We start from the raw sequence: 23,970 nt of genomic DNA, 5'->3' as shown, positions 1-23,970 counted from the left end.
GCTTGTTGGAAAGCAGACGCACAAAAAAAGCGTACCCGATACATCGGGTACGCTTCGTCAAATCTTAACCGATCGAACCTTCCATCTCGAACTTGATGAGACGGTTCATTTCCACGGCATATTCCATTGGAAGTTCTTTGGTGAATGGCTCAATGAAGCCCATAACGATCATTTGCGTTGCTTCTGCTTCCGTCAAACCACGGCTCATGAGGTAGAACAATTGGTCCTCAGAAACCTTGGATACCGTAGCTTCATGCTCAAGCGTAATGTTATCGTTCATGATTTCATTGTAAGGAATTGTATCGGATGTTGACTCGTTATCGAGAATCAACGTATCACATTTGATATTTGCTTTGGAACCTTGGGAGTTGCGTCCGAAGGAAGCCAGACCGCGGTATGTTACTTTACCGCCGTGTTTGGAGATCGATTTGGATACGATTGTTGATGTTGTATCCGGAGCCAGATGCGTCATTTTCGCGCCTGCATCTTGGTGTTGTCCTTTGCCGGCTACAGCGATGGAAAGAACCATCCCTTTCGCGCCGCGGCCTTTCAATACAACTGCCGGGTACTTCATAGTCAGCTTGGAACCGATGTTACCATCGACCCACTCCATTGTAGCCCCTTCTTCGGCAACTGCACGTTTGGTAACGAGGTTGTAGATGTTCGGTGCCCAGTTTTGGATCGTTGTATAACGAGCACGGGAGTTTTTGAGACATACGATCTCAACAACCGCACTGTGAAGCGAGTTTGTGCTGTAGATAGGAGCTGTACAGCCTTCTACGTAGTGCACAAAGCTTTCTTCATCCGTAATGATCAATGTACGCTCGAATTGACCCATGTTCTCGGAGTTAATACGGAAGTAAGCCTGTAACGGAACTTCACATTTAACGCCTTTTGGTACGTAGATAAAGGATCCCCCGGACCATACCGCACTGTTGAGAGCAGCGAATTTGTTATCGCTTGGCGGGATGATGGTACCGAAGTATTTTTTGAACAGCTCAGGGTGTTCACGAAGCGCTGTATCCGTATCTGTGAAGATAACGCCTTGATCTTCGAGTTCCTTTTGCATGCTGTGGTAAACAACTTCGGATTCGTATTGCGCGGATACGCCGGCAAGGAACTTTTGCTCTGCTTCCGGAATACCCAGTTTATCAAATGTTTCTTTAATTTCGGTCGGAACTTCTTCCCATGTTTTCCCTTGTTTCTCGGACGGTTTCACATAGTACTGGATGTCATCAAAATCAAGATCATCCATGTTGCCGCCCCAACGAGGCATCGGCATTTTGAAGAACTGCTCCAAGGATTTCAGACGGAATTCCAGCATCCAATCCGGCTCGCCCTTCATTCTGGAGATTTCTTCAACGATTTCACGAGTCAAACCTTTTCCTGATTGGAAAATCGATTTGTGCTCATCTCGGAAACCATACTTATAATCTTCGAGATCTGGCATTTGTTTTGCCATGGTTATTTCCTCCTTAGCGTTATGGTTTACAGATCAATAACAAGTTCTATGCGATCGCGAAATGCGTTAGTTATCGGTCTTTTGGGTATGTTCAATACCTTTGCGAAGTGCATTCCATGCCAGGGTTGCGCATTTGATCCGCGCAGGGAACTTATTCACCCCGGATAGAGCCTCTATATCTTCATATTCAAATTCAACAGATTCGCCCTTCATCAGACCAGAAAAATCTTCGGCCATCTTCAGCGCCTCTTCGATCGTTTTGCCTTTGACAGCATCCGTCATCATGGATGCGGAAGACAGCGAGATCGAACAACCTTCACCTGTGAATTTCGCCTGTTTCACGACACCGTCTTCCACCAGCATTTGCAGCGAAATTTTGTCACCGCAAGTTGGATTGTTCAGATCGATGGTGACCGCTTCACCAGACTCAAATTTCCCCCGGTTACGAGGAGTTTTATAGTGATCCATAATGACTCTACGGTATAAATCATCCAATTGCATGGCCGAAGTACTCCTTTGTTTTTTGTAAGGCCATCACAAGACGGTCAATATCTTCTTCTGAATTGTATAGATAAAAGCTGGCACGAGCCGTACTGCTTACTTCAAGCCATCTCATCAAAGGCTGAGCGCAGTGATGGCCTGCACGAATAGCTACTCCCTCTGCATCCAGAACCGTTGCCACGTCATGTGGATGAACATCACCCAAGTTAAACGTAACAAGTCCCGCACGGTTGCTAGTTGGTCCATAGACAGTCAGATCCTCGATCTGCGTCATACGTTCCATCGCATAATTCGTGAGCTGAATATCATGTTTGAAAATATTGTCCATGCCGACTTCTTGCAGGAAATCAATCGCCGCGCCAAGGGCAACGGCCCCTCCGATGATTGGCGTTCCGCCTTCGAACTTCCAAGGCAGTTCCTTCCATGTCGATTCATACAGATCCACATGGTCGATCATCTCGCCGCCAAACTCAACGGGCTCCATGTTTTCGAGCAAAGCCTTCTTGCCATACAATGCCCCAATTCCGGTTGGTCCACACATTTTATGTCCGGAAAGCGCATAAAAGTCGCAATCCAAATCCTGCACATCCACTTTCATATGCGGTGTGCTTTGTGCGCCGTCAACCACCATTTTTGCGCCATGTTTGTGGGCAATTTGGGCGATCTCTTTGACAGGGTTGATAACACCCAGCACGTTAGACACATAAACAACCGAAACGATCTTGGTACGGTCTGTAATCGTGTTCTCTACATCTGCCAGAGAAATCGATCCGTCGGGCTGTAAAGGAATATATTTTAAAGTGGCGCCTGTTGCCTTAGCGGCTTGCTGCCATGGAATCAAATTGCTGTGATGTTCCATTGGCGTGAGGACGATTTCGTCGCCTTCGCTGAGTACCGCTTTGGCATAGCTGCTTGCCACAATATTGATGGCTGTTGTCGTGCCTCTGGTGAAAATAATTTCTTGCTCGCTGGATGCGCCGATGAACTTAGCGACTTTCGCTCGTGCTCCTTCGTACGCATCTGTTGCCCGGGAACCTAGGGTATGAACACCGCGATGTACGTTCGCATTGTCCCATTCATAATAATGCTTGAGTGCCTCAATCACCTGAATGGGCTTCTGGGATGTAGCAGCGCTGTCCAAATACACCAGTGGATGACCGTTCACTTCTTGTTTTAGAATGGGAAAAAGTTCACGTATCTCGGCTGTTTTCATTGTCCCAGCTTCCTCTCCACTAAGCTTTGCAGCTGTTCTTCAACGCTTTTAATCGGAATTTCGGAAACGACTGGCGCCAAGAATCCGTAAATGATTAAGCGCTGAGCTTCTTCTTTGGTAATACCACGGGACATCAGGTAATGCACTTGCTCGGCATTTACTTGACCAACACTCGCAGCATGGCCTGCTTTAACATCATCCTCATCGATGAGAAGGATCGGGTTCGCGTCTCCACGAGCTTTCGGGCTAAGCATCAACACTTTCTCCGTTTGTTGACCGTTACAGCCTTGAGCTCCTTTTTCGATCTTCGTAATCCCGTTGATGATTGCCGTTGCGCCATCTCGCATAACAGCACGCGTAATCATATCGCTCGTGGAAGCTTTGCCCCAGTGAACAGCGCGTGTCGTTAAGTTAAGCTTCTGCTCTTGCGTACCCACACAGATCACTTTGGCATCGGAGTCAGAACCTTTGCCTTTCAGAATAGACGTCGTATCCGACATGGTATTCCCGTAGTTCATTTCTCCAACTACCCACGCGATGCTAGCATCATTATCCAGGATAGCGCGGCGGTAAGTTAAGTCCGTAACGGACTCTTCAAAGTTGTGAACGGATGCGTAATTTACGCGTGCACCCGGCTTCGCGAACACTTCAACGATACCGTTTTGTACGAGCTCAGCTCCCGAAAGGGAGGATACGAAGTTATCCACGTATGAAACAGAGCTGAATTGCTCTGCAACGATCAGCACGTGCGGAGCGAATGTAGCTTCAGCATCATCCGTAACAAACAACGCTTGAAGCGGAACATCCACACGAACGTCTTTTGGCACGTAGATGAAAATACCGCCGTTCCAAAGCGCAGCGTGTAAAGCTGTCACTTGATTTTCGTTCGCTTCGACAGCTTTCATGAAGTAAGGCTTCACCAGATCGACATGGTCACGAATCGCTGTTTCCAAATCAGTGAAAATAACACCTTGCTTTTTGAGCTCTTCGGAAACCTGGCTGAACACAACTCCGGAGTTGCGTTGAACGATCAGGTTATCAGAATTCGTCAGACCTTGGGCAACTTCCGGTAAAGACTCAAGGGAAGTTAGAGGGGCTTGCGTTTTATAGGAACCGTAGGAGGAAATGCTCCAACGATCAATTCTTGTCTTTTCAAGCGTAGGTAATTCCAAAGAATTCGCTAACGCCAACCCTTCTGTACGAAGGGCAGTCATCCACTCCGGCTCCTGCTTGCTGCGGGAGAGCTCGATGACAGCATTAGAATCTATGGAAAGTTGTGTTTGAGTACTCATGGTATTCCTCCTAATATATAAGGACCTTTGACCCTAAGATCAAAGTCTCTCCTCTCTTTAGTACTTCGGCGCAGTCGTGTTCATAGGGATTTTGAATTCTTCCTCGTCTTGGCCAACTGTCTCGTCCACGATGCCGAGTTCTTCTTTGATCCAATCGTAACCTTCCGCTTCCAGACGCTCAGCTAGCTCTGGACCGCCGGATTTCACGATGCGACCTTGCATCATAACATGTACAAAATCAGGTTTAACATAGTTCAGCAAACGTTGGTAATGCGTAATGATCAAGAAGCCGCGTTCTTCACTGCGCATAGCGTTAACGCCTTCAGCAACGATACGCAAAGCATCAATATCCAGACCGGAGTCAATTTCATCAAGAATAACGAATTTAGGCTCAAGCAAAAGCATTTGCAGGATTTCGTTACGTTTTTTCTCACCGCCGGAGAAACCTTCGTTCAAGTAACGGTGCATGAACTCAGGGTTCATTTCAAGCTGTTTCATTTTCGCTTCCATTTGGCGGATGAACTTGATCAGGGAGATCTCGTTGCCCTCGCCACGGCGCACGTTGATTGCACTGCGCAAGAAGTCAGCGTTCGTTACGCCTGTAATTTCGCTTGGGTATTGCATAGCAAGGAACAAACCAGCGCGCGCTCTCTCGTCAACAGCCATTTCAAGAACATCTTCGCCCTCTAAAGTAACGGAACCCTCTGTCACTTCATATTTCGGGTGACCCATCAGCGCGGATGCAAGCGTACTTTTACCAGTACCGTTCGGTCCCATGATCGCATGAACTTCTCCGCCTTTAATCTCAAGGCTCAGCCCTTTCAAAATTTCCTTTCCTTCGACGTTCGCTCTAAGACCGTCTATTGTAAATGTTGGTGAGTTTGCCATTTTCATTAAGCCTCCATAATGTTTAAATGTTCTAGATAAACAATAATCATAAAATGATTATCATTGATTCTCATTAGAATAATTCTATTATAACTTACTATGTCAAATCAAGAAAGGGCAATTGCTTGAAAAAGATGGGCATTCTGTGAAAATGCAACCATTTATTTACGACAAAGTTTGCTTGATTTCAGCAACCTGTGCAGCAAAATCCTCATCGCTCAAAACCGGTACTAACGAGGATTCGGGCGGTGTTTCGGCCCCAAGCGCAATCCATGATTTACAGCCGATATAGGCTTCCTCAATTGGAATATGTAAAGGTTCTGCCAGTTTATACACTCTTAAAAGCATGAGATGCAGCGGATTTTTTCGTTTCCACTTCAATCTTTCTTCCGTGAAATTTTCCGTCCAAATGTGATAAGGATACAGCTTATTCAGCAGTTCTCCATCACTAATCTCAATATCCTCGATCATCCGGGCATACGAACGGATTGTGACCTGATCATCCTGCGCACTCCAGAGGGCCAAGGTTTCGTCAATCACATTTCGATAATTTTCCTTGAGTAACTCTTTTCTCTGATGCTCGTAAGTAGGATAAAGAAAAAAATCATTCGATTCGACTTGAAAATCCCTCGTTTCTTCAACAATACCCCCTTTGCGCATAATAAAAATTTGTGTGCCGTCTTCCAGTGCTTTGATAGCCGAAGCCCATTCTTTCAGGGCTTTTGGTTTTTCCACCGACGCCAACTCCTTGTTCACCCAATAATCCATTTATTATAAGGAATTTGGAGAAGCAAAACAACACACCTTGAAGGACGAAAAGAAAGGGATGGCTCTCAGGCCATCCCTAAGTCTACTTATTTACATCTTCGGCGTAATACGATTGTTGTATACGGGCAAACTGTGTTTGATTCTGTTTCATCGGATTTGGGTCTTGATTCTTCCCGGGAGACTCCGCCTCGAAAGCCATGAATAACAAGAAAAAGCACGCGGCCATTACCAGCAGCACATTCAGGATTTTCATCATCATAAAGATCCTCCGAAAGCGAATTTGGTACCAGTATAACGAAGTATCGTTAGGCGCATGTTTTTTCAGCTTAAAGAAATTGTAAAGAGGTTGGTAATTTAAACCTATCCAAGGAAAGATTGCAGCATCCAGCGGTGTTTTTCCAACGAAGTCTGAATGGCTAACAGCATGTCCGAAGTCGTTTCGTCCTGCACTTCTTCACAAGCCTGCATACCGGCTTTTAACTCTTGGGTAAGAATCGTGAAATCTTCGATGACAGCTTCAACCATTTTGGTTGCTGTTTCGGTTCCTTGCGCTTCTTTCAAGGAGGACAGTTCAATATAGGCTTTCATGGTAGCCGCAGGCTGACCACCAATCGAAAGAAGACGTTCAGCAAGTTCATCAATGTGCAGAGCTGCTTCATTGTACAGTTCCTCAAATTTGACGTGCAGCGTGAAAAATTGATTGCCTTTTACATACCAGTGGAAGTTATGGAGCTTCACAAAAAGCAAGCCCCAATTGGCAATTTGCTTATTGAGAATGGTTTGGATGGATTGAGCTGATGTTAAGGTCGTAGTTGCCATAAGAAATGCCTCCTAGTTGTTGTTGTCGGTAGAGCATGTACACGTTACTGTGCGTTCTTTGCCCTTATTTTATGTAATTTGTGCAACATTTCCGAAGAGAGTATTTCAAGCGGCCCCTTTTTGCCTTATACTAGGGAAAGACGATTAATACACAGTAAACTAGTTGGAATTAATTTCAATGACTTATTAGGAGGCAAACCATGTCTACATATCATCCTTTAAGTGAAGCTCAAGCGATTGAATACGCTCGTCAAATCCCGGATTTGTTCCAGCCGGAATCGGAATTGACCAGCCAGGAAATCGGCGACGGCAACTTAAATCTTGTTTTTCGCATCTCAGAAAAGACTTCAGGAAAAAGCATCATTTTGAAGCAAGCTTTACCTTATGCAAAAGTTGTCGGAGAATCCTGGCCGTTGACGCTTGATCGGGCACGTATTGAAAGCGAAGCGCTCATTATTGAAGAAGGATTAGTTCCGGATCTTGTTCCACATGTTTATGCATATGATGCGGATCTCGCGCTGACGGTCATGGAGGATCTAAGCGATCATATCATTATGCGCAGAGGGTTAATTGAACGGAACGAATATCCGCTGTTCGCCGAGCATATCGGCCGCTTTATGGCAAACACCCTTTTCTTCACATCGGATCTAGGCAAAAATCAACAGGAAAAGAAAATCCAGCAAGGCCGCTTCATCAATCCGGAGCTTTGCAAAATTACGGAGGATTTGATTTTCGACGATCCGTACCGCGATGCCGATACGAACAGTATTGAAGATCAGATCCGCGATGCAGCAGAGCAGCTTTGGGCGGACAGCGAGCTTCACTTGGAAGTCGCGATTCTTCGCCAGAAATTTTTGACGAACGCGCAAGCGCTGCTTCATGGCGATTTGCACACCGGAAGTATTTTCATTAAACCGGATTCCACAAAAGTCATCGACCCGGAATTCGCTTATTATGGACCAATGGGCTTCGATATCGGGGCTGTGCTCGCGAATCTGATTCTCAACTTTGCCGGACAGGAAGGCTGGAGTCAAGATCACGAAAGCCGTGAAGCTTTCCGCGCTTATTTGTTGAAAACGGTGAAAGAGGTATGGACGCATTTCGAAACGAATTTCCGCGCCTTGTGGAACGAACATGGTGTAGATCGTGTTTTCCAAACGCCAGGCTACCAGGATCATTTCCTTAAAAACCTGCTTCAGGACACAGTAGGCTTCACCGGAGCAAAAATGGTCCGCCGTATCGTAGGACTTGCGCATGTTGCAGATATTGATAAAATTGAGGATAACGCCGCTAGAGAACGCGCTCAGCGTTTGGCGTTAGCGATCGGCACAAGCTGCATTCGCGCTAACCGTCAAGTAACTTCCATCGATGAGCTCATTGCCATCGTCACCAAAGAATCAGCAGTAGAAAGAGGATTTGTTCTATGACTAACAAGAACTTAGAAAATGTAGAGGCGCAAGGTGCCTTGCAATCCTTGCGTTGGAATGGACAGCAGCTTGATCTGTTAGATCAACGTTTGCTGCCGGAAGAGATTGTGTATTTGCCGCTTGAAACACCGATTGAGGTGTGGGAAGCGATTCGTCACTTGAAAGTTCGCGGCGCACCGGCTATCGGAATCGCCGCCGCGTATGGTGTATATTTAGGCATCCGTAACGTGGATGCTGCAGTTGATGGGCTTCTGGCGGAAGTCCAGAAGCAAGCCGACTACCTGGCGACGTCTCGTCCGACAGCGGTGAACTTGTTCTGGGCGCTCGATCGGATGAGAGCGCAAGCAGGCGTTTTGGCAGCGGCCGGCGTTAGCCCTGACGCTTTCAAAGCAGCGCTTCTCGACGAAGCGCAGAACATTCAAGCGGAGGACGAGGAGACGAACCGCCAAATCGGCGAACACGCGCTGACGCTGTTCGAGGATGGCTTCGGCGTGCTGACGCACTGCAACGCCGGCGGTTTGGCGACAGCCAAGTACGGCACGGCGCTAGCGCCGTTTTACTTGGCTAAGGAAAAAGGCGTGAACCTGAAAGTGTTCGCGGATGAGACTCGGCCCGTGCTGCAAGGCGCGCGGCTTACAGCCTTTGAACTGCAGCAGGCCGGCGTCGACGTGACGCTGATCTGTGACAACATGGCCGGCGCGGTCATGTCCAAGGGTTGGATCCAGGCGGTCATCGTCGGAACCGACCGCGTTGCGGCTAACGGCGATGTAGCCAATAAGATCGGCACGTACAGCGTGGCGGTGCTAGCGAAAGCACACGGGATTCCGTTCTACGTGGCGAGCCCGATCTCCACGATCGATTTGAACACACCTACGGGTGGGGACATTCCGATTGAAGAACGCCATGAGGATGAAATCACGCAAGGCTTCGGCAAACGTACGGCACCGCAAGGTGTGAAAGTGTTTAACCCTGCCTTTGATGTCACACCGAACGAGTATGTAACGGCGATTATTACGGAAAAAGGCATCGTTCGTGCTCCTTATGCGGAGAACTTGCGTAAGCTTTTTGAATAAGCTGGCAGCCTTTTGCACAATTAGCGGAACCTGAGGACGCTATTTCTGCCCAATCGGTCCGTTTTCAAGTTACTGGGGAACTACGGGTCCTTATTTCAACGTTTTGAGCGTGATTTCAGCCCAATCCGTTGAAATAAGGGACTATAGTTCCCCTTCCGCGCGTCAAGAGCTGTTTTCGCAGAAATAGGGCCCTGTAGTTCCCCGCCGAGCCGCAAGACCTCGGATCTTGGACCTCGGACCCTGCCCTGCCCTGGCATCGTCCGCTCCCTTTAATGACTTACCAACTAAAAAGGCTGCTCCTGCCGTATCCTAGTTGAACTCAACTAAGATAACGGCAGAAACAGCCTTTTTCTTATCCATGCAGGCGCTCACGATACCGGTTTGGCGTGACGCCATGCGCTTTTTTAAAGACATAATGCAAATAATTGCTGGAAGCAAAGCCGCTCTTCTCCGCGATTTTCTCCAAGGTCATCGTAGTCTGCAACAGCTCTGTGCACACGTGCTTTAAACGAACCTGCTCCAAATATTCACTGAATGAAATGTTCGCTTGTTCTTTAAAGATGCGCTGAAGCTGCCGCGAGGAGATTTGCAGCCGCTCGGCAACGCCTTCAAGTGTCAACGGACGCCGGAAGTTGTCTTCGATGAACTGTACGGCCAGCTGGTAGCGGTAGCTTTTCATATCGCGTGCCGGCAAATCGAGACCTTGATGATCCGCTTTGTAGGCGCCGATGGTTCTGAGCAGCATCTGGATAATCGATTGCTTGATGATCGTATACTGGCCGAGCTGGTTGTCCCGCCAAGCTTCAAAGGCGACCAGAAAGCATTTCATCGCTTCCTGACGGTCAAAGGCAGGAAGATGCGGAAGCTCGCCTAGCTGCTTGATGCATGCATCTGCCTCTGCAATCTCCCACGCTTCACCCCAAGCCTGCGATTCGCTTCCAGCGTCTCCGTCCAGCGGCGACCCTTCCAGCCTCACAAAATCAACATGCAAACACAGCTCATCCATCTTCTCGTGTTCATCCGCCTCTTGGCGGTGCAAAACGCCTGGAGCTGTGACATACAGCATCCCTTCTTGCAAAGGATGAGTAACCCCATCCAGGATGACTTTGCCTTTTCCGCTAGGGATGTAATGAAACTCGAATTCGGAATGATGATGGAAATCGATTACCGTTCCAGCCGGAAAGGAGGTCAGATGACAGCGAAGCACACGGATTCCGTAAGAACCCCACCGAAATCGTAAGTCCAAACGATCAAGAGCCGTTGGATTTTCAAGCATCGGTTCGAAGTAAAAGGGCTGACTCATGCTGAACCTCCATCCATTCTGTGCAGATGATGTATTACTGAGCTAGAGAATCAATACGTACTTGTTGTTTGGACCCGGCGGAGCGGTTGGAAGCCTCCATCAGCTTCGTTAAGTCCACAGCCAATTGAATATTTTCAGTAGCTTTTGTTCCGTTTTGAATGTGAGCTACCCATTGATCAAAAGCAGACGGTCTCTCTTTCGGCCCATTCTCATAGGCTGTCCAGCCAGCGTCAGCATTTTTTCTTGTGCGCACTAGAACTCTTCCGTCATGATCGGAGTACAGCACGCTGCCTTCCGTACCATGAACTTCAATCACGAATGGTGAATGAGCATTCACAAAACCAGCTTCTACGATGCCTAGAGCGCCATTCGCATATTGAAGCGTAGCTACAGCATTATCTTCAACTTCTCTGCCTGTCACGTAGCCATAAGAAGCGCTTACAGATTCAGGAAGACCCAAGAATAGGCGAGTTAAATACATCGGATGACAGCCAAGATCGATTAGTGCGCCGCCGCCGCATTGTTCAGCATTATAGAAATGCTCAGGCAACCAGCCTTTCGGATTCACATCTGTCGAAATACCGCCATTGTGGGATAGACGAGTGCGCACCAAAGTAATCTGGCCCAGCAGTTCCTTCTCAATAATCTCTTGAACCGCTAATGTATACGTTGGATTCAAACGCGGCAATGAAACAGTCAAAGTTACACCGGCTTCATTCACCGCGTCCAAAATTTCATTCACTTCATGTAACGTAGGAGCAATAACTTTCTCCGTAAAAATATGTTTACCCGCCTTGGCAGCGGCAACCATCACATCACGGTGCATGTTTGTCGGTGTGTCTACAACGACGCCGTCAATATCCTTATTTGCCAGTAACTCAGCAAGATCCGTATAAAAGGCAACACCACGCTGCGACGCTTCTGCTTGTCCGCGCTCAGGAATTTCATCCCACACCGCTACAATCTCGGTATCTTTGTGCTCAGTAACCTGTTTTGCATAGTCCCTTGCATGCACGTGCCAAAAACTTAACATTGCTACTTTAATCATGTTAACCTCCAAATAAGTGACTTGGCTTCATTTTAACATGCCTAAGCAGCTTGATAAATTTCGAATTAGCGACAGACAAGGGTGCAAAATAACGACATCACTTTACTTGCTTACAGGCACTGCATTGTAGTACTCTTCCATCGTCATCTTTTTGGCAACCATATCCTTGGCCGTATCAACACCTACATACCGAATGTGCCATGGCTCGTATTGGTATCCGGTAATTTTCTCTTTTCCCTTAGGATAGCGGATCACAAATCCGTACTCCTGAACATGCTTCTCCAGCCAATTCGCTTCTTTGGTCCCACCAAAGCAGTCTTCCGCGGCACATTTCCCATCACTGCCGGAGACATCGATAGCAAGCCCCGTTTCATGCTCACTGGTTCCCGGCACGGCGCTGTACATCTTCGCTTTCTCCTCGCCATCCTTCTGAACGTAACGTTGGAATAGCGACTTCTGCGTGGCATAGGACCGATAAGCCGAGACACCGGCTATGTTAATGCCATCCTTTTTCGCGCCTGCAACCAGCTTTTCAATCGCTTCCGCTGCGACGCTGCGCATTTTGCGTTTTTCAATCTTCTCCGCGAATGTAAAAGGGATATCCGGATAGACCAAATCCGTCGGCTCATAGCTTGAAGGAAGTGAAAATTGTTTATTCACAAGGACCGTTACGCTTTCCGGTTTGGCAATGACTTGAAGTCCATCGCTTTTGGAAGGTGTGCTGGATGTCTTCGGAGAAGCCGAAGGACTCTGAACCGGCTTAGTACTTGTTTGCGGCGAAGCTGTCGCCGTTGTCACAGGCGATGTTGTGGAAGTCGCCGTATTTGGTGTAGCCGTTGTCGTCGCGCTGGCAGTTGGGCTCGTGCTTGGTACAGCTTCCTCTTTGCCGCATCCCGCTAGTATGGATAACACCACTAGTAGGGCAAGCGAGTATGTTGTCATTTTGTTCATGCTCAGGTGAATGCCTCCTCGAAATTGAAAAACTTACACATGAAATAGACTTCTCATCTCCAGTAAAAGTTGCATGAAGTCGAATTTCAACGTAAAAAAGACTGCCATCTAGGTTTTGCGCCTAAATCGCAGCCTTCTCATATTTTATGCCTAACGGTTGTTGGTTACAAGTTTCTTCTGTTTCGCAGCGTTTGCCTAAGCTTGACTTGCGGCAATTGCCTGCTCTAGATCATAGATGATATCTTCTATAGCTTCCGTTCCAATGGATAAACGTATAAGTCCAGGAGTCACGCCTGCGGAAATTTGTTCCTGTTCATTCAATTGAGCGTGCGTCGTGCTCGCCGGATGAATAATGAGTGATTTGGAATCTCCAACATTGGCCAAATGTGAGAAGAGCTCGACGGAATGAATCAGCTTCTTACCCGCATCAATGCCGCCTTTGATCTCAAAGCTCAAGATAGCCCCTTGACCTTTAGGCAAATACTTCTGGGCAAGCTGATGGGAAGGATGGCTTTCCAGCCCAGAATAGCTTACCGACTCTACAGCATCATGAGACTCCAAATATTGAGCCACTTTCAAGGCATTCGAGCTATGGCGTTCCAGACGCAAATGCAGGGTCTCCAGTCCTTGCAGGAGCAAGAACGCGCTGTTTGGTGACAGTGAGGCACCCAAGTCGCGAAGCAGCTGAACTCTTGCTTTGATAATATAGGCAATTGGCCCTACCGCATCTGTGTAGACAACACCGTTATAGCTTGGATCAGGCTTCGTCAGGCCCGGGAATTTGCCGCTCGCTACCCAATCGAACTTGCCGCTGTCAACAATGACGCCGCCGATTGTCGTTCCGTGGCCGCCAATAAATTTCGTTGCCGAGTGAACGACAATGTCAGCACCGTGCTCGATGGGTCTTAGGAGGTAAGGACTTGGGAATGTATTATCGACAATCAATGGAATGCCATTCTCATGTGCAATAGCCGCCACAGCTTCGATATCAAGGATATCTCCTTTGGGATTGCCGATTGACTCGGCGTAAACTGCTTTTGTTTTATCCGTAATAGCGCTGCGGAAATTTTCCGGATTGCTTGGGTCAACGAACTTAACGTTAATTCCTAGCTTAGCTAGTGTATTTGAAAATAAATTATAAGTTCCGCCATACAAGGAAGCTGCCGATACGATTTCATCGCCGGCTCCCGCGATGTTCAAAATGGCAAACGTAATAGCAGCCTGCCCGGACGCTACGGCAAGAGCCGCTGGGGCACCTTCCAGTGCAGCAATCCGCTTTTCAAAAACATCGGTCGTTGGATTCATAATTCGCGTATAAATATTGCCAAACTCTTTGAGCGCAAATAAATTAGCGGCGTGGTCCGTATCGTTAAAAGTGTAAGACGTTGTTTGATAAATCGGAACAGCTCTTGAATTGGTTGCAGGATCGATCTCTTGACCTGCATGAATGGCTAGTGTTTCCGGTAAGTACTGGCGTTTTGAATCTGACATTGCACATGCCTCCTTGGATGGTGGATGGATTCGTGGATATTAACTTGATAATTCCTACTGGAATACTATGTATTCATTCTAATGGAAATATCTAGTCCTAGTCAATATACCATACTGGCATTATTTTCTATACCTGTTTCATTGAACGAAAAGGTTTCTGCCAGCTTCCTTTCACGTCTTGTCTGGCGGTAACAGGACGATGCGTCCATCCTCCATAGCAACGCGCACCTTATTCGTCCGTGAAGCTCCAAACGAGTCGAGGAAATTGGCCGGAATTTGCAGTCTGCCCGCTTTATCAACAACGGCATATTCCACATGGGAATCCTCTTCGGCAGCCAGGATGCCCTGTTCAAGCTCCAGCAATTCCTCTTGATAGGATTTGCGCCTTAGAATCTCCGAGGACGTTTTGCCGTCCCGAATGGCAACCACCCGGTCCACCTTCTTGGCCAAAAGCGGATCATGCGTAACAATCACAACGGTTAATCCAAAGCTGCGGTTAAGCTCACGAAATAGATCAAGAATCTGATTCGCCATTTTCGTATCGACAGATCCCGTGGGTTCATCCGCCAACAGGAGCCTGGGCTGATTCGCTAGCGCAATCGCAATAGCGACACGCTGCTGCTCCCCGCCAGAGAGCTCATTAAGTTTATTGCTTCTACGATGGCTTAAACCTACTGCTTCCAACAAATCCAAAGCACGGTGACGCTTGCGCCGCCCTTGGAGAAGGATGGGCAGCTCCACATTTTCCAAAGCCGTCAAATAAGGAATTAGGTTTCTCGCATTATTTTGCCAGACGAAGCCAACGGTTTCCCTTTTATACTTGACCAGATCAGCTTCCTTAAATTTCAACAAATCCTTCCCATCCACATGGAGATTGCCTGCTGAGGGCCGATCCAGCCCTCCCAGCATATTCAACAACGTCGATTTCCCGCTGCCGCTATTCCCGATAATCGCCATCAGTTCCCCTTCCTCAACGTGAAGGTCAAGCCCTTGCAAAGCGACAACTTCAAGATCGGCGGCCTTATAAATTTTAACCAAATTTTCACAGTGAATCATGCTTAATCCTCCCCAAGCTTAATGGCTTGATGAATCTTAATTCTGGAGAGCATCCCGCCAAGCAGCAGCAGTCCAATCCCTATCATCACTAAAACAATGACGTATAAATGCAGCTGGTCGTTGGGATCGAAACTCACTTGAAAAGGCGGTACTTGCGTCGATGAGTCAAACGTTAATTGGAACAAGGGAACGAATAAACGGCTGGCCGTATTCCCTGTAACCATCCCAATCAGGACGGCTGCGCCGGAGGTTAAGAGCTGCTCGGCAACCAGCATTCCGATCAATTGAGCATAAGAAATTCCCATCGCGCGAAGTACGCCAAATTGTAGAATTCGACCGGATAAGGAGAGCACCCAGTATAAAAGGAATCCCATGAAGCTGATGCCAATCGCGATCAAGAAGCCAAGCGTCATAACGCCGTTAACGGCAAGTTGAAAGGGATCGTTTTTGGAACGGACTAACATCTGTTTTGTATCAACCAAGCTGGTAATCTTGATATTCTTAAGCTCTAGCGCTTCATACAAGGCTTGACTGGTCATGTCAGGTTTTAGTTTAAGCCATACCTCATACGGCTCCACAGCCAAATTATTTTGGAAGTAGGAGAGATGTCCCACGACGAGCTTAGGCGCATCCACTTTCGTCTTCTTTGCCGTGCCTGACGTGCTCCCACTACTCGACGGAGCTGTCAGTATCGGATTAGGGTTCCAGCTTGGCCAGTAGTCGATAATTCCATAGACGATGGATGAGGTTCCTCTTACATCCCCCCAGCCAATATTCACCGTATCGCCAACTTTAGCTCCTGTTTCTTCGGCAATCGACCTGGAAATAAGCACAGCTTTGGAATCCCCAGCGAGCAAATTCAAATAATCGTAGAAGTGATGATCCAACAATTGATCGCGTAGCCAGGCCGTTTGGCCGAATTCATCCGTATCGATACCCATCAGCGTTGTCCGCTTCGTTTCTTTGCCGATTGAGAGGTAAGCATCTTTCTTCTGAAAAACACGAGCAGCAGATTCTACACCCGTCAGTTGGGTAAATGGGAGAAACGGCGGCTCCGTATATTGCACTCTTTTTTTCATGATAACTTCATTAGCAGGAGAACTCGCATCACCCGCAGGTCCAGAAGGGCCAGACTGTGGCGGTGGGGCGTCGTTATCCCATGGCGTTTGCAAAACAATATCGCTCCCATTCGTATAGCGGATCTTCTCTTCGATGTTTTTGTTCATCGTCCGGGCTGCACTTGCACTAAACAAGCCGGTGGCCAATGTCATCACAATAAACAGCATGATAAATTGGTACTGGGTAGTAGACCTGCCTACCTGAAGGAGGGTCGAATACAGATAAGGCGGCCACCATTTGCGCCCCACCGTATAGATCAGTTGAATCACCCACGGATAGATCCGCAGGAGGAACAAGCCCATTGCAAATATGAATAAAGCCGGTACAACAAAAAGGAGGGGATCGACCTTCATATCCATGGAATCCAGCCCAAGTGCTACCAGATCCGACATCCGTCGATTAAAACTCTGCAATAAATAAATGGATACCGCTAATAAAATAATATCGAGAAAGATTTTATGAACAAAAGAAAGCTTATTTTTCCTCGCAAGCGATTGCTTATGCCCGACAATGGTCGTGCGCGTCGCCATAACGGCCGGAATGAGCGTCATGCAAACCGATGCCACCACAGCGACCAAAGCGTATTGGTAAGCTTCCTGATTCAGCTTCACTTCCATAGCAGAGCGCTGTACGAACTCCAGGAACCCATTGGAGGCACCTAAAATTTTGGTCAGCTGCATGCCGATGGCTGGTCCTACCAGAAGAGCAATTCCCCCCAGCAAGGCTCCCTCCAGCACATAACCTAATATAATTTGTGTACGGCTTGCTCCTCTACTGCGAAGAACGGCAATTTCTGTTTTTTGCCTCTCCGTAATCAAATTGGCCACCATGAATAAATAAAAGGCTAACAAAATACTGACGGGCACGTTCAGCGACCATAACATCATTCTTAGTTTCTTCTCTTTCTCACCGTACACTTTCAAGGTAGGAAGCGAAGGATTCTCCGTTTTATAGGAATTGAACCGACTGCTTAAGTAGCCTTCCATTTGTGCATGTGCAGCGGTATAAGCTCCCAACCCCTCCAACTTTAATTGATGATAATCGAGTACGTAATTCCAAAAGCAATACAGGCTAGTAAACGCTTTGTTATTCGTAATTTCTTTCTCAAATAGTCCAAAAGGAATGAAAAATCTTGAACGCAAGTCATACGTATTATTCGTCCAATAAGGATCGGCATAATCGCTGCGATCAATGACCGCTACGGGTTTAATGCGAATACTTTGTTTCAAATCCTCATCTTGGATGGTTAATTCATTACCAAGTACAATTTTCATCTCTGTCAGCAGTTCAGGGAACACCCATGCCTCATACACGCCGTTCACAGGCTCTGCGGAAGGCATGACACCGTCCACAAGACGAATATGCTGATCTAACGACGACATCGCTGTCAGCTCGCCTAGACGCTTTACACTTGGGTCGACTTTACTCGGATCACTAGGTTTAAAATTGAAATTCATCGTACTGCGCGTAGTCGTTGAAAGCAGAACAGGCACGCCAAATGCCTTACTTTTTTCCGTCAAAAAAGCATCCGTTTCCGCGAGAAGACGATCTTCATCCGGATCCTTCTCAGATCTCACAAAGTACGCGTAGTCATACACTTGCCCCGGATATTGCGTGGTGTCTGCTTGCAGAACTTCCAAGTCTTTAATCAGCATGCGCTGTAAAATGGCGTGCGTATAAATAGGCATCGAGCTTGCAAGAGCTACGGAAATAATGAGCCCAACTAATAAACTCAGCTCGAGCCAACGATTTTTAACCATTTTACGGAGAATCATCAGAATTAAAGCCATTGCAATCCTCCTAAGTTGATCTAGTTCTCCAAAATGACATTTTGGCCTTCCTTAAGTCCTGTCCGGATTTCAACTTCCGTTGGGGTGACAAGGCCTTTTTCGACATCAACTTCTTTTCGGCTCTCTCCATTCAGCACTTGCACATAATCTCTGCCCAAATAAGTCCGAAGGCCTTTTCTCGGGATTACGATGACATTTTCCCGATGTTCAACAACAATCGTCATATCGCCGGACGCGCCGATCTCTGCACCTTCTGTTCCGGCAGGAACCCCAATAATAATCGTTTTGGCGTTTCTTTCGGCTTGCGCCTTGTTATCTGTTGGCGGCGAGCTTGAAGGAGTACGCAGCACTTTGCCTTGTACCGTATTCCCCGACTTCGTGAGCTTGACCTCAACGTTCATACCAACTTCTATTCCCGTAAGTGTCCCAACGTCTGTAGCTTCATAAGAGAGCTCCAAATGCTCAGGATCGGACAGAACCACAAGCGTATTGAAAGCATCTATTACACTTCCTTGCTGAGCATCCGTTACAAAAGTGACAACGCCACCGGTCTCTGCCACTAACCTTGTCTTATTCAGCTGATCTTGCAAGGAAGTCAATTGCAGCTGCGCAGCTTCTATATCAATATCCTTTAAACGCAGCGCAAGCGTTTGGTCAGGATCAGCCTGCCTAGACTGCACACTAGCAATCTGGGCTTTCTCCAAATTCAGTTTCTGCAGGGCAATCCTTGTTACCAGATCCCCCTGCTCCAGCTCAGCAAGCACATCGCCAGGTTTGACCACATCGCCTAATTTGACGCGCAAACCAGATAAGTGATGGTCAGACTCTTTAAAATAGTAATTGCTCGTTTGGCTAGACTTGAACGTCCCCATAAAAACCGCTTTTTTCGTGATGTTACCTTTCTTCACTTCATAAAGATCAAAGTTTTCTTTCACCGGTTTAACTAATGGCGGCTTCAGAGCCTCCTCTTCTTTGGGCAATAGGGAACACCCTGCCAGGACTAGCACAACTCCCGTGATCAGAACGAGCTTAGACGCAAATGGATTAACCTTCATCGACAATGGTACCATCCTCCAATGCATACACTTTATCTACAATTTCCATAATTGCGAGATCATGCGTGGTCAAAATAATGGTCATTCCTTCTTGCACCAAATCTTTGAACAATTTAAGCACTTGAAGCCCCATTCTGCTGTCTAGCTCCGCTGTAGGCTCATCGGCCAAAATCAGCTTGGGTTTGTGAGCGATCGCCCTGGCAATTGCTACCCGCTGCTGCTCACCGCCAGAAAGTTCATAAGGACGATGCTTCATTCTCATTTTCAAACCGACGAAATCCAGTGCTTCTTCAGCTAATTGTTTGTAATGCTTGGGAGAAATCCCCGAAATGCGCAAACCAAATTCAACATTCTCGTACGCGGACATATAAGGAACTAAGGCAAAAGATTGAAAAATAAGACCGATCTGCTTCCGTCTGACTTCATTGCGCTTGGCCTCGGATAGGCTGCTGATCTCCAGGCCTTCCAAATAAACGGCGCCTTCCGAGGGATGGTCGAGTGCCCCAAGAATATTGAGCAGCGTAGTCTTGCCGGACCCTGATCTTCCGCGCAAGGCCACGAGATTGCCTTTGGGAATGCTGAGATGAGCTCCCCGCAATGCGTGGACCGCTCCAGATCCTTTTCCAAACACTCGCGTAACACCGATAGCTTGCACCATTGGCACCTGATCTACCTGCATCGTCAAAGTTAGCACCTCATTTTTATTCCTAAATCTTGGATCTCCTTCTAAATGTAAGCCTTTACACATTATAAATCTATTTTTTGCCAAAAAGATAGACAGAAAAAAGAGCCACCCATCAGGTCATTTCTGCCCCAATGTGATAGCTCCTTTTTTCTGCTTCTACTATTCTTATTCACCGTACTAAAGCACTTTGGACAAAAACGACTTCGTCCGCTCTTGTTGCGGGTTTTCAAAAATTTGTTTCGGCTTGCCTTCTTCAACAATGACGCCTTGCTCCATGAACATAACGCGGTCGCCAACCTCGCGGGCGAAGCCCATTTCATGGGTCACGACAACCATCGTCATCCCTTCCTTCGCCAGCTGCTTCATCACGGCCAGCACCTCTCCGACCATTTCGGGATCCAGCGCGGATGTCGGCTCATCGAACAGCATAATCTTCGGCTCCATCGCAAGTGCGCGAGCAATTGCAACACGCTGCGCTTGACCTCCGGAAAGCGAATCCGGATAAGCATCAGCTTTATCAGCGAGCCCAACTTTCGTTAGAAGCTCCAACGCTTTTTTACGCGCTTTATCCTCCGGCCATTTACGCACTTGAATCGGCGCCAGCATAATATTATCAATAACTTTCATATGGGGGAAAAGATGAAAACGTTGGAACACCATGCCAAGCTCCATGCGGATCTCATTGATTTTATTCGTCGGGTCCATGATGTTTTTCCCCTCAACCTTGATGGAACCGCCATTAGGCTGCTCCAAAAGGTTCAGACAACGCAGAAACGTCGACTTCCCCGATCCCGAAGGACCAATCACAACCAAAACCTCTTGGTGCTGAATATCTGCGGAAATATCCCGCAAAACAACGTTATTGCCGAAAGCTTTTTGAAGATTTCTAACTTCAATCATCGCGGTCATTTCTCTACACTCTCCTTTCCACATAGCTAAGCAGCTTGCTTAGAGAATAAGTGAGGATGAAATAAATCAATGCTGCCGTCAAATACGGCTCCCATACAGCGAAATATTGGCTGCGCATCGCATTAGACCAATACATCAATTCCGGTGCAGCAATAATTGCGAAAAGGGAGGAATCCTTGATCAACACGATAAACTCATTCCCAAATGGAGGAATCATCCGCTTGATCGCTTGCGGTAAAATGACCTTTTTCATCGTTTGATAATGGGTCATACCTAGCGAATGCGCGGCTTCCGTTTGGCCTTTATCGATGGACTGAATACCTGCTCTGAAAATTTCAGCCATGTATCCTGCGGAGTTCAAAGATAATGCAACAATAGAAGCAATGATAGCATTGGTTGTACCTAGAAATAAGGGAACGACCCCGAAATGTACTAGCAAAATTTGCACCAACAGCGGTGTACCGCGGAAAAAGTTCACGTAAATGCTAGTTGGCCATCTTAAGTAGCCGCGGTGAGACATTTTGCCTAATCCAACTGCCAACCCCAGCACGGAGCCGAAACAAATGGATAGAATGGATATCCCAATGGTCCATAGTGTACCTTTTAATAAAAGCGGTAAATATTCAATAATAATATCAAAACGAAACTCCATTCCACACTTCCTTTCTTACCTTATTATGCTGATAACAGAACAACAGCATGCGTAAGGTTGAAGTCACGCATGCTGCTTCTCTTCTTATTTTTGTTCAAGCAATTTTTTCGTGTCTGGCTCTTGACCGAACCATTTTTTATACACTTTTGCATAAGCCCCGTTTTCAATCACTTTTTTGATTGCCGGATCAAGTTTCGCTTTCAGCTCGCTGCCTTTTGGAAGCAGGATACCGTAGTATTCAGACTCAAAGTTCTTAGGATCAGGAATCGCGACTAATTTTTTGTTCGGGTTATTTTTCACATATTCACGAACGATGGCGATATCCGCAACAACTGCGTCTACCCCGTTACTTTCAAGTTCCATCAGCGCAAGCGTGTTGTTATCAAGACGTTTCAAGGATGGATTTTTATCACCCATGATTTTGCTCATAAGCGTATCAGCTGTTGTAGAGATTTGAACAGCAACCTTCTTGTCTTTCAGGTCAGTCGCGCTTTTGATCGGGCTGCCTTCTTTGACCAGAATCATGTTGGTGGATTCGAAATATGGGATGGAGTAATCATAAGACTGCTTACGCTCATCCGTAATCGAAACGCTGGAAATACCACCTTGATACTCTTTACCTTGTTTAACACTTGTAAGCATGGTATCCCAACCAGTATTCGTTAGCTCATAGGAAAGTCCTGCTTCTTTCATAACTTCTGCAAGAAAATCGACGTCAAAACCGGTCATCTTGTCTTTGTCCATATATTCCATTGGCGCATAAGCAGCATCTGTCGCAAACTTGACCTTCGTGCCTCCGGCGCCGCTATCTTTAGCCCCACAACCCGTTAATCCGATGACTAGAGCTGCTGTTAAAACAAGAAATGATATTTTTTTCATTAAAATTCCCCCCGTGCTATGTATGGAACGAATCATATTTTAACATCTGGTCAATAAAATGACAACGCCTGTGTTTAGAAAAATACTCAGGAAATTGCAGGTAATTGCCTTTCCCTTTCATTTTTGTTTTTTCGCACAATGGAAACGGACAGCCTTTGTTCTTTTTACTGATAAAAAATAGAAAAATAAATAGAAAAACGCCCGGATCTGCTGATCCGAAGCGTTCTATTTACGTAAGTTGCCGTCGCCGAATGCAGACCCTTACATCATTTTTAAAATGGCTTCCCTTCCCGTCATTCCAGCATAAATGCCCAGGTCTTCCGCCGTGTACGTCACCGATTCAAGCGGAGCTTCCAAAAGCTCCTCAATCGTGCGAACGCCAGTAGCTCTTGCCGCAACAATGTTGCGTTCGCTCAAACGCTCGTTGAGCAGTGCAACGTCTAACGCGCCGCACATAATGTATCCTTTATCTGTCGTTACTACCAGCAGCGTCGTCTTGGGCAATTTAACCTCTATCGCAATTGCAGTATGTCCCTCAAGGAGAATAGGTTCAACGCGCATCATGCTCTGCACAGCTCCTCTTTGCAGTCTTACGGTAGTATATGCGCGTGCGGCTAGTACGGTGTGATGTTTGGTGGAAAAAGAATTTTTGGGTCGTTCGAGGTGCTTAGGGAGCGAGTGGAACTTCGAGGTGCTTAAAGACCGAGTGGAACTTCGAGGAGCTTAAGGACCGAGCGAAATTTCGAGGAGATTACAGATCGAGAAGCCAGGAAGAGCTCGGGATTTGCGCCGCACGAAAACCTTACGGACCCAGCGGCCCTTCCAGGTGCTTACGGACCGAGCGAAATTTCGAGGAGATTACAGACCGAGAAGCCAGGAAGAGCTCGGATTTTCGCCGTACGAAAACCTTACGGACCGAGCAGCCCTTATTCGGAGAAAACAGGCCATTTTCAAATTCTAACGGACTCCGCAGCTGCTATTCTCATGAAAAGCATGAAATTTAGCTGCTTATGGATCAATTAGCGGCTCTGGAGTCCGTTAGGTTTGCGAGAAGGGCCATTTTTTCGAGAATAACGGCTCTGCGGTCCGTTAGCTCTCCAAGAGCCACGTCCGTTAGCTCTCCACGACCCGCGCACAGTCGCACATTACGCTCCCCACTAGCTCAGACGACAAGCCCCGAGTTAACTCGAGGCTATTGTCTAAAGAATCTGGACGAGCTCGGATTTTGCACCGTACGAAAACCTTACGGACCGAGCGGCCCTTATTCGGACAAAATAGGCCATTTTCAAATTCTAACGGACTCCACAGCTGCTATTCTCGTGATTAGCATGGAATTTGGCAGTCTTTTGATCAATTAACGGCTCTGGAGTCCGTTAGGTTTGCGAGAAGGGCCATTTAGGGGAGAATAACGGCTCTGCGGTCCGTTAGCTCTCCACGACCCGCGCACAGTCGCACATTACGCTCCCCACTAGCTCAGACGACTAACCACGAGTTAACTCGAGGCTTTTGTCTAAAGAAACTGGACGAGCTCGGGATCTGCGCGCACGAAAACCTTACGGACCGAGCAGCCCTTATTCGGAGAAAATAGG

At 47.2% G+C, this 23,970-nt stretch carries 22 protein-coding genes; 2 read left to right on the top strand and 20 right to left on the bottom strand.

Features of this window, described 5'->3' with window-relative positions:
• Positions 1-64: 64 nt before the first annotated feature.
• The 8 genes from sufB to ACKTT9_RS08950 form a co-directional block, all read right to left on the bottom strand.
• Positions 65-1,462 (bottom strand): Fe-S cluster assembly protein SufB, encoded by a 1,398-nt coding sequence (sufB, locus tag ACKTT9_RS08985; RefSeq protein WP_127458395.1) that lies wholly within the window; start codon positions 1,460-1,462, stop codon positions 65-67.
• 66 nt (positions 1,463-1,528) lie between these two features.
• Positions 1,529-1,963 carry a Fe-S cluster assembly sulfur transfer protein SufU gene (sufU, locus tag ACKTT9_RS08980; protein WP_127458394.1) on the bottom strand — a complete coding sequence of 145 codons (435 nt, stop codon included), beginning with the start codon at positions 1,961-1,963 and terminating at the stop codon, positions 1,529-1,531.
• The gene (locus ACKTT9_RS08975; protein WP_407871280.1) at positions 1,950-3,176 is read right to left on the bottom strand and encodes a cysteine desulfurase; all 1,227 of its coding nucleotides are present in this window, start codon (positions 3,174-3,176) and stop codon (positions 1,950-1,952) included. Before ACKTT9_RS08975 ends, sufU begins: the two co-directional genes overlap by 14 nt.
• The gene (sufD, locus tag ACKTT9_RS08970) at positions 3,173-4,468 is read right to left on the bottom strand and encodes a Fe-S cluster assembly protein SufD (RefSeq protein ID WP_407871279.1); all 1,296 of its coding nucleotides are present in this window, start codon (positions 4,466-4,468) and stop codon (positions 3,173-3,175) included. The genes ACKTT9_RS08975 and sufD overlap by 4 nt, the downstream gene beginning before the upstream one ends.
• 57 nt (positions 4,469-4,525) lie before the next feature.
• A complete protein-coding gene (gene sufC, locus ACKTT9_RS08965) occupies positions 4,526-5,356 on the bottom strand; it encodes a Fe-S cluster assembly ATPase SufC (protein WP_167061273.1) in 831 nt (276 codons plus the stop codon).
• 165 nt (positions 5,357-5,521) lie between these two features.
• Positions 5,522-6,091 (bottom strand): DUF1802 family protein, encoded by a 570-nt coding sequence (locus tag ACKTT9_RS08960; protein ID WP_407871278.1) that lies wholly within the window; start codon positions 6,089-6,091, stop codon positions 5,522-5,524.
• Positions 6,092-6,206: 115 nt separating this feature from the next.
• A complete protein-coding gene (locus ACKTT9_RS08955; RefSeq protein WP_157323045.1) occupies positions 6,207-6,383 on the bottom strand; it encodes a hypothetical protein in 177 nt (58 codons plus the stop codon).
• 101 nt (positions 6,384-6,484) lie between these two features.
• Positions 6,485-6,943, bottom strand: coding sequence for a Dps family protein (locus tag ACKTT9_RS08950; protein ID WP_127458389.1), 459 nt, complete (start codon positions 6,941-6,943; stop codon positions 6,485-6,487).
• Between the two features lie 200 nt (positions 6,944-7,143).
• Here ACKTT9_RS08950 and mtnK point away from each other — a divergent pair, with 200 nt between their 5' ends.
• A complete protein-coding gene (gene mtnK, locus ACKTT9_RS08945; RefSeq protein ID WP_407871277.1) occupies positions 7,144-8,370 on the top strand; it encodes an S-methyl-5-thioribose kinase in 1,227 nt (408 codons plus the stop codon).
• Entirely contained in the window at positions 8,367-9,443 is a 1,077-nt protein-coding gene (gene mtnA / locus ACKTT9_RS08940) for an S-methyl-5-thioribose-1-phosphate isomerase (protein WP_407871276.1), read from the top strand. The genes mtnK and mtnA overlap by 4 nt, the downstream gene beginning before the upstream one ends.
• Before the next feature lie 352 nt (positions 9,444-9,795).
• Here mtnA and ACKTT9_RS08935 read toward each other — a convergent pair whose 3' ends face one another.
• The 12 genes from ACKTT9_RS08935 to ACKTT9_RS08880 all read right to left on the bottom strand — a co-directional run bounded on the left by ACKTT9_RS08935 (position 9,796) and on the right by ACKTT9_RS08880 (position 22,945).
• Positions 9,796-10,746 (bottom strand): helix-turn-helix domain-containing protein, encoded by a 951-nt coding sequence (locus ACKTT9_RS08935; protein WP_407871275.1) that lies wholly within the window; start codon positions 10,744-10,746, stop codon positions 9,796-9,798.
• 34 nt (positions 10,747-10,780) lie between these two features.
• Positions 10,781-11,794 (bottom strand): Gfo/Idh/MocA family protein, encoded by a 1,014-nt coding sequence (locus tag ACKTT9_RS08930; RefSeq protein ID WP_407871273.1) that lies wholly within the window; start codon positions 11,792-11,794, stop codon positions 10,781-10,783.
• A 102-nt stretch (positions 11,795-11,896) separates the two neighbouring features.
• Positions 11,897-12,745 (bottom strand): D-alanyl-D-alanine carboxypeptidase family protein, encoded by an 849-nt coding sequence (locus ACKTT9_RS08925; protein WP_407871272.1) that lies wholly within the window; start codon positions 12,743-12,745, stop codon positions 11,897-11,899.
• 195 nt (positions 12,746-12,940) lie between these two features.
• Complete coding sequence (locus tag ACKTT9_RS08920; protein ID WP_407871271.1) at positions 12,941-14,236, bottom strand: homocysteine synthase; 1,296 nt, start codon at positions 14,234-14,236, stop codon at positions 12,941-12,943.
• Positions 14,237-14,407: 171 nt separating this feature from the next.
• Positions 14,408-15,292: an ABC transporter ATP-binding protein gene (locus ACKTT9_RS08915; RefSeq protein WP_407871270.1), complete on the bottom strand. Its 885-nt coding sequence runs from the start codon at positions 15,290-15,292 to the stop codon at positions 14,408-14,410.
• A 2-nt stretch (positions 15,293-15,294) separates the two neighbouring features.
• Complete coding sequence (locus ACKTT9_RS08910; RefSeq protein ID WP_407871269.1) at positions 15,295-18,201, bottom strand: FtsX-like permease family protein; 2,907 nt, start codon at positions 18,199-18,201, stop codon at positions 15,295-15,297.
• Positions 18,202-18,221: 20 nt separating this feature from the next.
• Positions 18,222-19,256, bottom strand: a complete 1,035-nt coding sequence (locus ACKTT9_RS08905; protein WP_407872996.1) for an efflux RND transporter periplasmic adaptor subunit — start codon at positions 19,254-19,256, stop codon at positions 18,222-18,224.
• Entirely contained in the window at positions 19,246-19,935 is a 690-nt protein-coding gene (locus ACKTT9_RS08900; protein WP_407872995.1) for an ABC transporter ATP-binding protein, read from the bottom strand. Before ACKTT9_RS08900 ends, ACKTT9_RS08905 begins: the two co-directional genes overlap by 11 nt.
• Positions 19,936-20,118: 183 nt before the next feature.
• A complete protein-coding gene (locus ACKTT9_RS08895) occupies positions 20,119-20,841 on the bottom strand; it encodes an amino acid ABC transporter ATP-binding protein (protein ID WP_407872994.1) in 723 nt (240 codons plus the stop codon).
• A gap of 13 nt (positions 20,842-20,854) precedes the next feature.
• Positions 20,855-21,502, bottom strand: coding sequence for an amino acid ABC transporter permease (locus ACKTT9_RS08890; RefSeq protein ID WP_127456760.1), 648 nt, complete (start codon positions 21,500-21,502; stop codon positions 20,855-20,857).
• A gap of 84 nt (positions 21,503-21,586) precedes the next feature.
• Positions 21,587-22,381, bottom strand: coding sequence for a basic amino acid ABC transporter substrate-binding protein (locus ACKTT9_RS08885; RefSeq protein ID WP_407871268.1), 795 nt, complete (start codon positions 22,379-22,381; stop codon positions 21,587-21,589).
• Positions 22,382-22,642: 261 nt separating this feature from the next.
• Positions 22,643-22,945 carry a YunC family protein gene (locus ACKTT9_RS08880; RefSeq protein ID WP_127456758.1) on the bottom strand — a complete coding sequence of 101 codons (303 nt, stop codon included), beginning with the start codon at positions 22,943-22,945 and terminating at the stop codon, positions 22,643-22,645.
• Between the last annotated feature and the right edge of the window lie 1,025 nt (positions 22,946-23,970).

Source organism: Paenibacillus sp. P36 (assembly GCF_045866505.1).
Classification (GTDB): domain Bacteria; phylum Bacillota; class Bacilli; order Paenibacillales; family NBRC-103111; genus Paenibacillus_E; species Paenibacillus_E chondroitinus.
This window is presented reverse-complemented; position numbering and strand designations above follow the sequence as displayed.

Coding starts and splice junctions, on each gene's coding strand:
- ACKTT9_RS08935 (WP_407871275.1), bottom strand. CDS start 10,746: ATGAGTCAGCCCTTTTACTTCGAACCGATGCTTGAAAATCCAACGGCT.
- ACKTT9_RS08895 (WP_407872994.1), bottom strand. CDS start 20,841: ATGATTGAAGTTAGAAATCTTCAAAAAGCTTTCGGCAATAACGTTGTT.
- sufU (WP_127458394.1), bottom strand. CDS start 1,963: ATGCAATTGGATGATTTATACCGTAGAGTCATTATGGATCACTATAAA.
- ACKTT9_RS08920 (WP_407871271.1), bottom strand. CDS start 14,236: ATGTCAGATTCAAAACGCCAGTACTTACCGGAAACACTAGCCATTCAT.
- sufB (WP_127458395.1), bottom strand. CDS start 1,462: ATGGCAAAACAAATGCCAGATCTCGAAGATTATAAGTATGGTTTCCGA.
- ACKTT9_RS08880 (WP_127456758.1), bottom strand. CDS start 22,945: ATGATGCGCGTTGAACCTATTCTCCTTGAGGGACATACTGCAATTGCG.
- ACKTT9_RS08930 (WP_407871273.1), bottom strand. CDS start 11,794: ATGATTAAAGTAGCAATGTTAAGTTTTTGGCACGTGCATGCAAGGGAC.
- ACKTT9_RS08955 (WP_157323045.1), bottom strand. CDS start 6,383: ATGATGATGAAAATCCTGAATGTGCTGCTGGTAATGGCCGCGTGCTTT.
- ACKTT9_RS08975 (WP_407871280.1), bottom strand. CDS start 3,176: ATGAAAACAGCCGAGATACGTGAACTTTTTCCCATTCTAAAACAAGAA.
- ACKTT9_RS08885 (WP_407871268.1), bottom strand. CDS start 22,381: ATGAAAAAAATATCATTTCTTGTTTTAACAGCAGCTCTAGTCATCGGA.
- ACKTT9_RS08890 (WP_127456760.1), bottom strand. CDS start 21,502: ATGGAGTTTCGTTTTGATATTATTATTGAATATTTACCGCTTTTATTA.
- mtnK (WP_407871277.1), top strand. CDS start 7,144: ATGTCTACATATCATCCTTTAAGTGAAGCTCAAGCGATTGAATACGCT.
- ACKTT9_RS08915 (WP_407871270.1), bottom strand. CDS start 15,292: ATGATTCACTGTGAAAATTTGGTTAAAATTTATAAGGCCGCCGATCTT.
- ACKTT9_RS08900 (WP_407872995.1), bottom strand. CDS start 19,935: ATGCAGGTAGATCAGGTGCCAATGGTGCAAGCTATCGGTGTTACGCGA.
- sufC (WP_167061273.1), bottom strand. CDS start 5,356: ATGGCAAACTCACCAACATTTACAATAGACGGTCTTAGAGCGAACGTC.
- sufD (WP_407871279.1), bottom strand. CDS start 4,468: ATGAGTACTCAAACACAACTTTCCATAGATTCTAATGCTGTCATCGAG.
- ACKTT9_RS08925 (WP_407871272.1), bottom strand. CDS start 12,745: ATGAACAAAATGACAACATACTCGCTTGCCCTACTAGTGGTGTTATCC.
- ACKTT9_RS08950 (WP_127458389.1), bottom strand. CDS start 6,943: ATGGCAACTACGACCTTAACATCAGCTCAATCCATCCAAACCATTCTC.
- mtnA (WP_407871276.1), top strand. CDS start 8,367: ATGACTAACAAGAACTTAGAAAATGTAGAGGCGCAAGGTGCCTTGCAA.
- ACKTT9_RS08910 (WP_407871269.1), bottom strand. CDS start 18,201: ATGGCTTTAATTCTGATGATTCTCCGTAAAATGGTTAAAAATCGTTGG.
- ACKTT9_RS08905 (WP_407872996.1), bottom strand. CDS start 19,256: ATGAAGGTTAATCCATTTGCGTCTAAGCTCGTTCTGATCACGGGAGTT.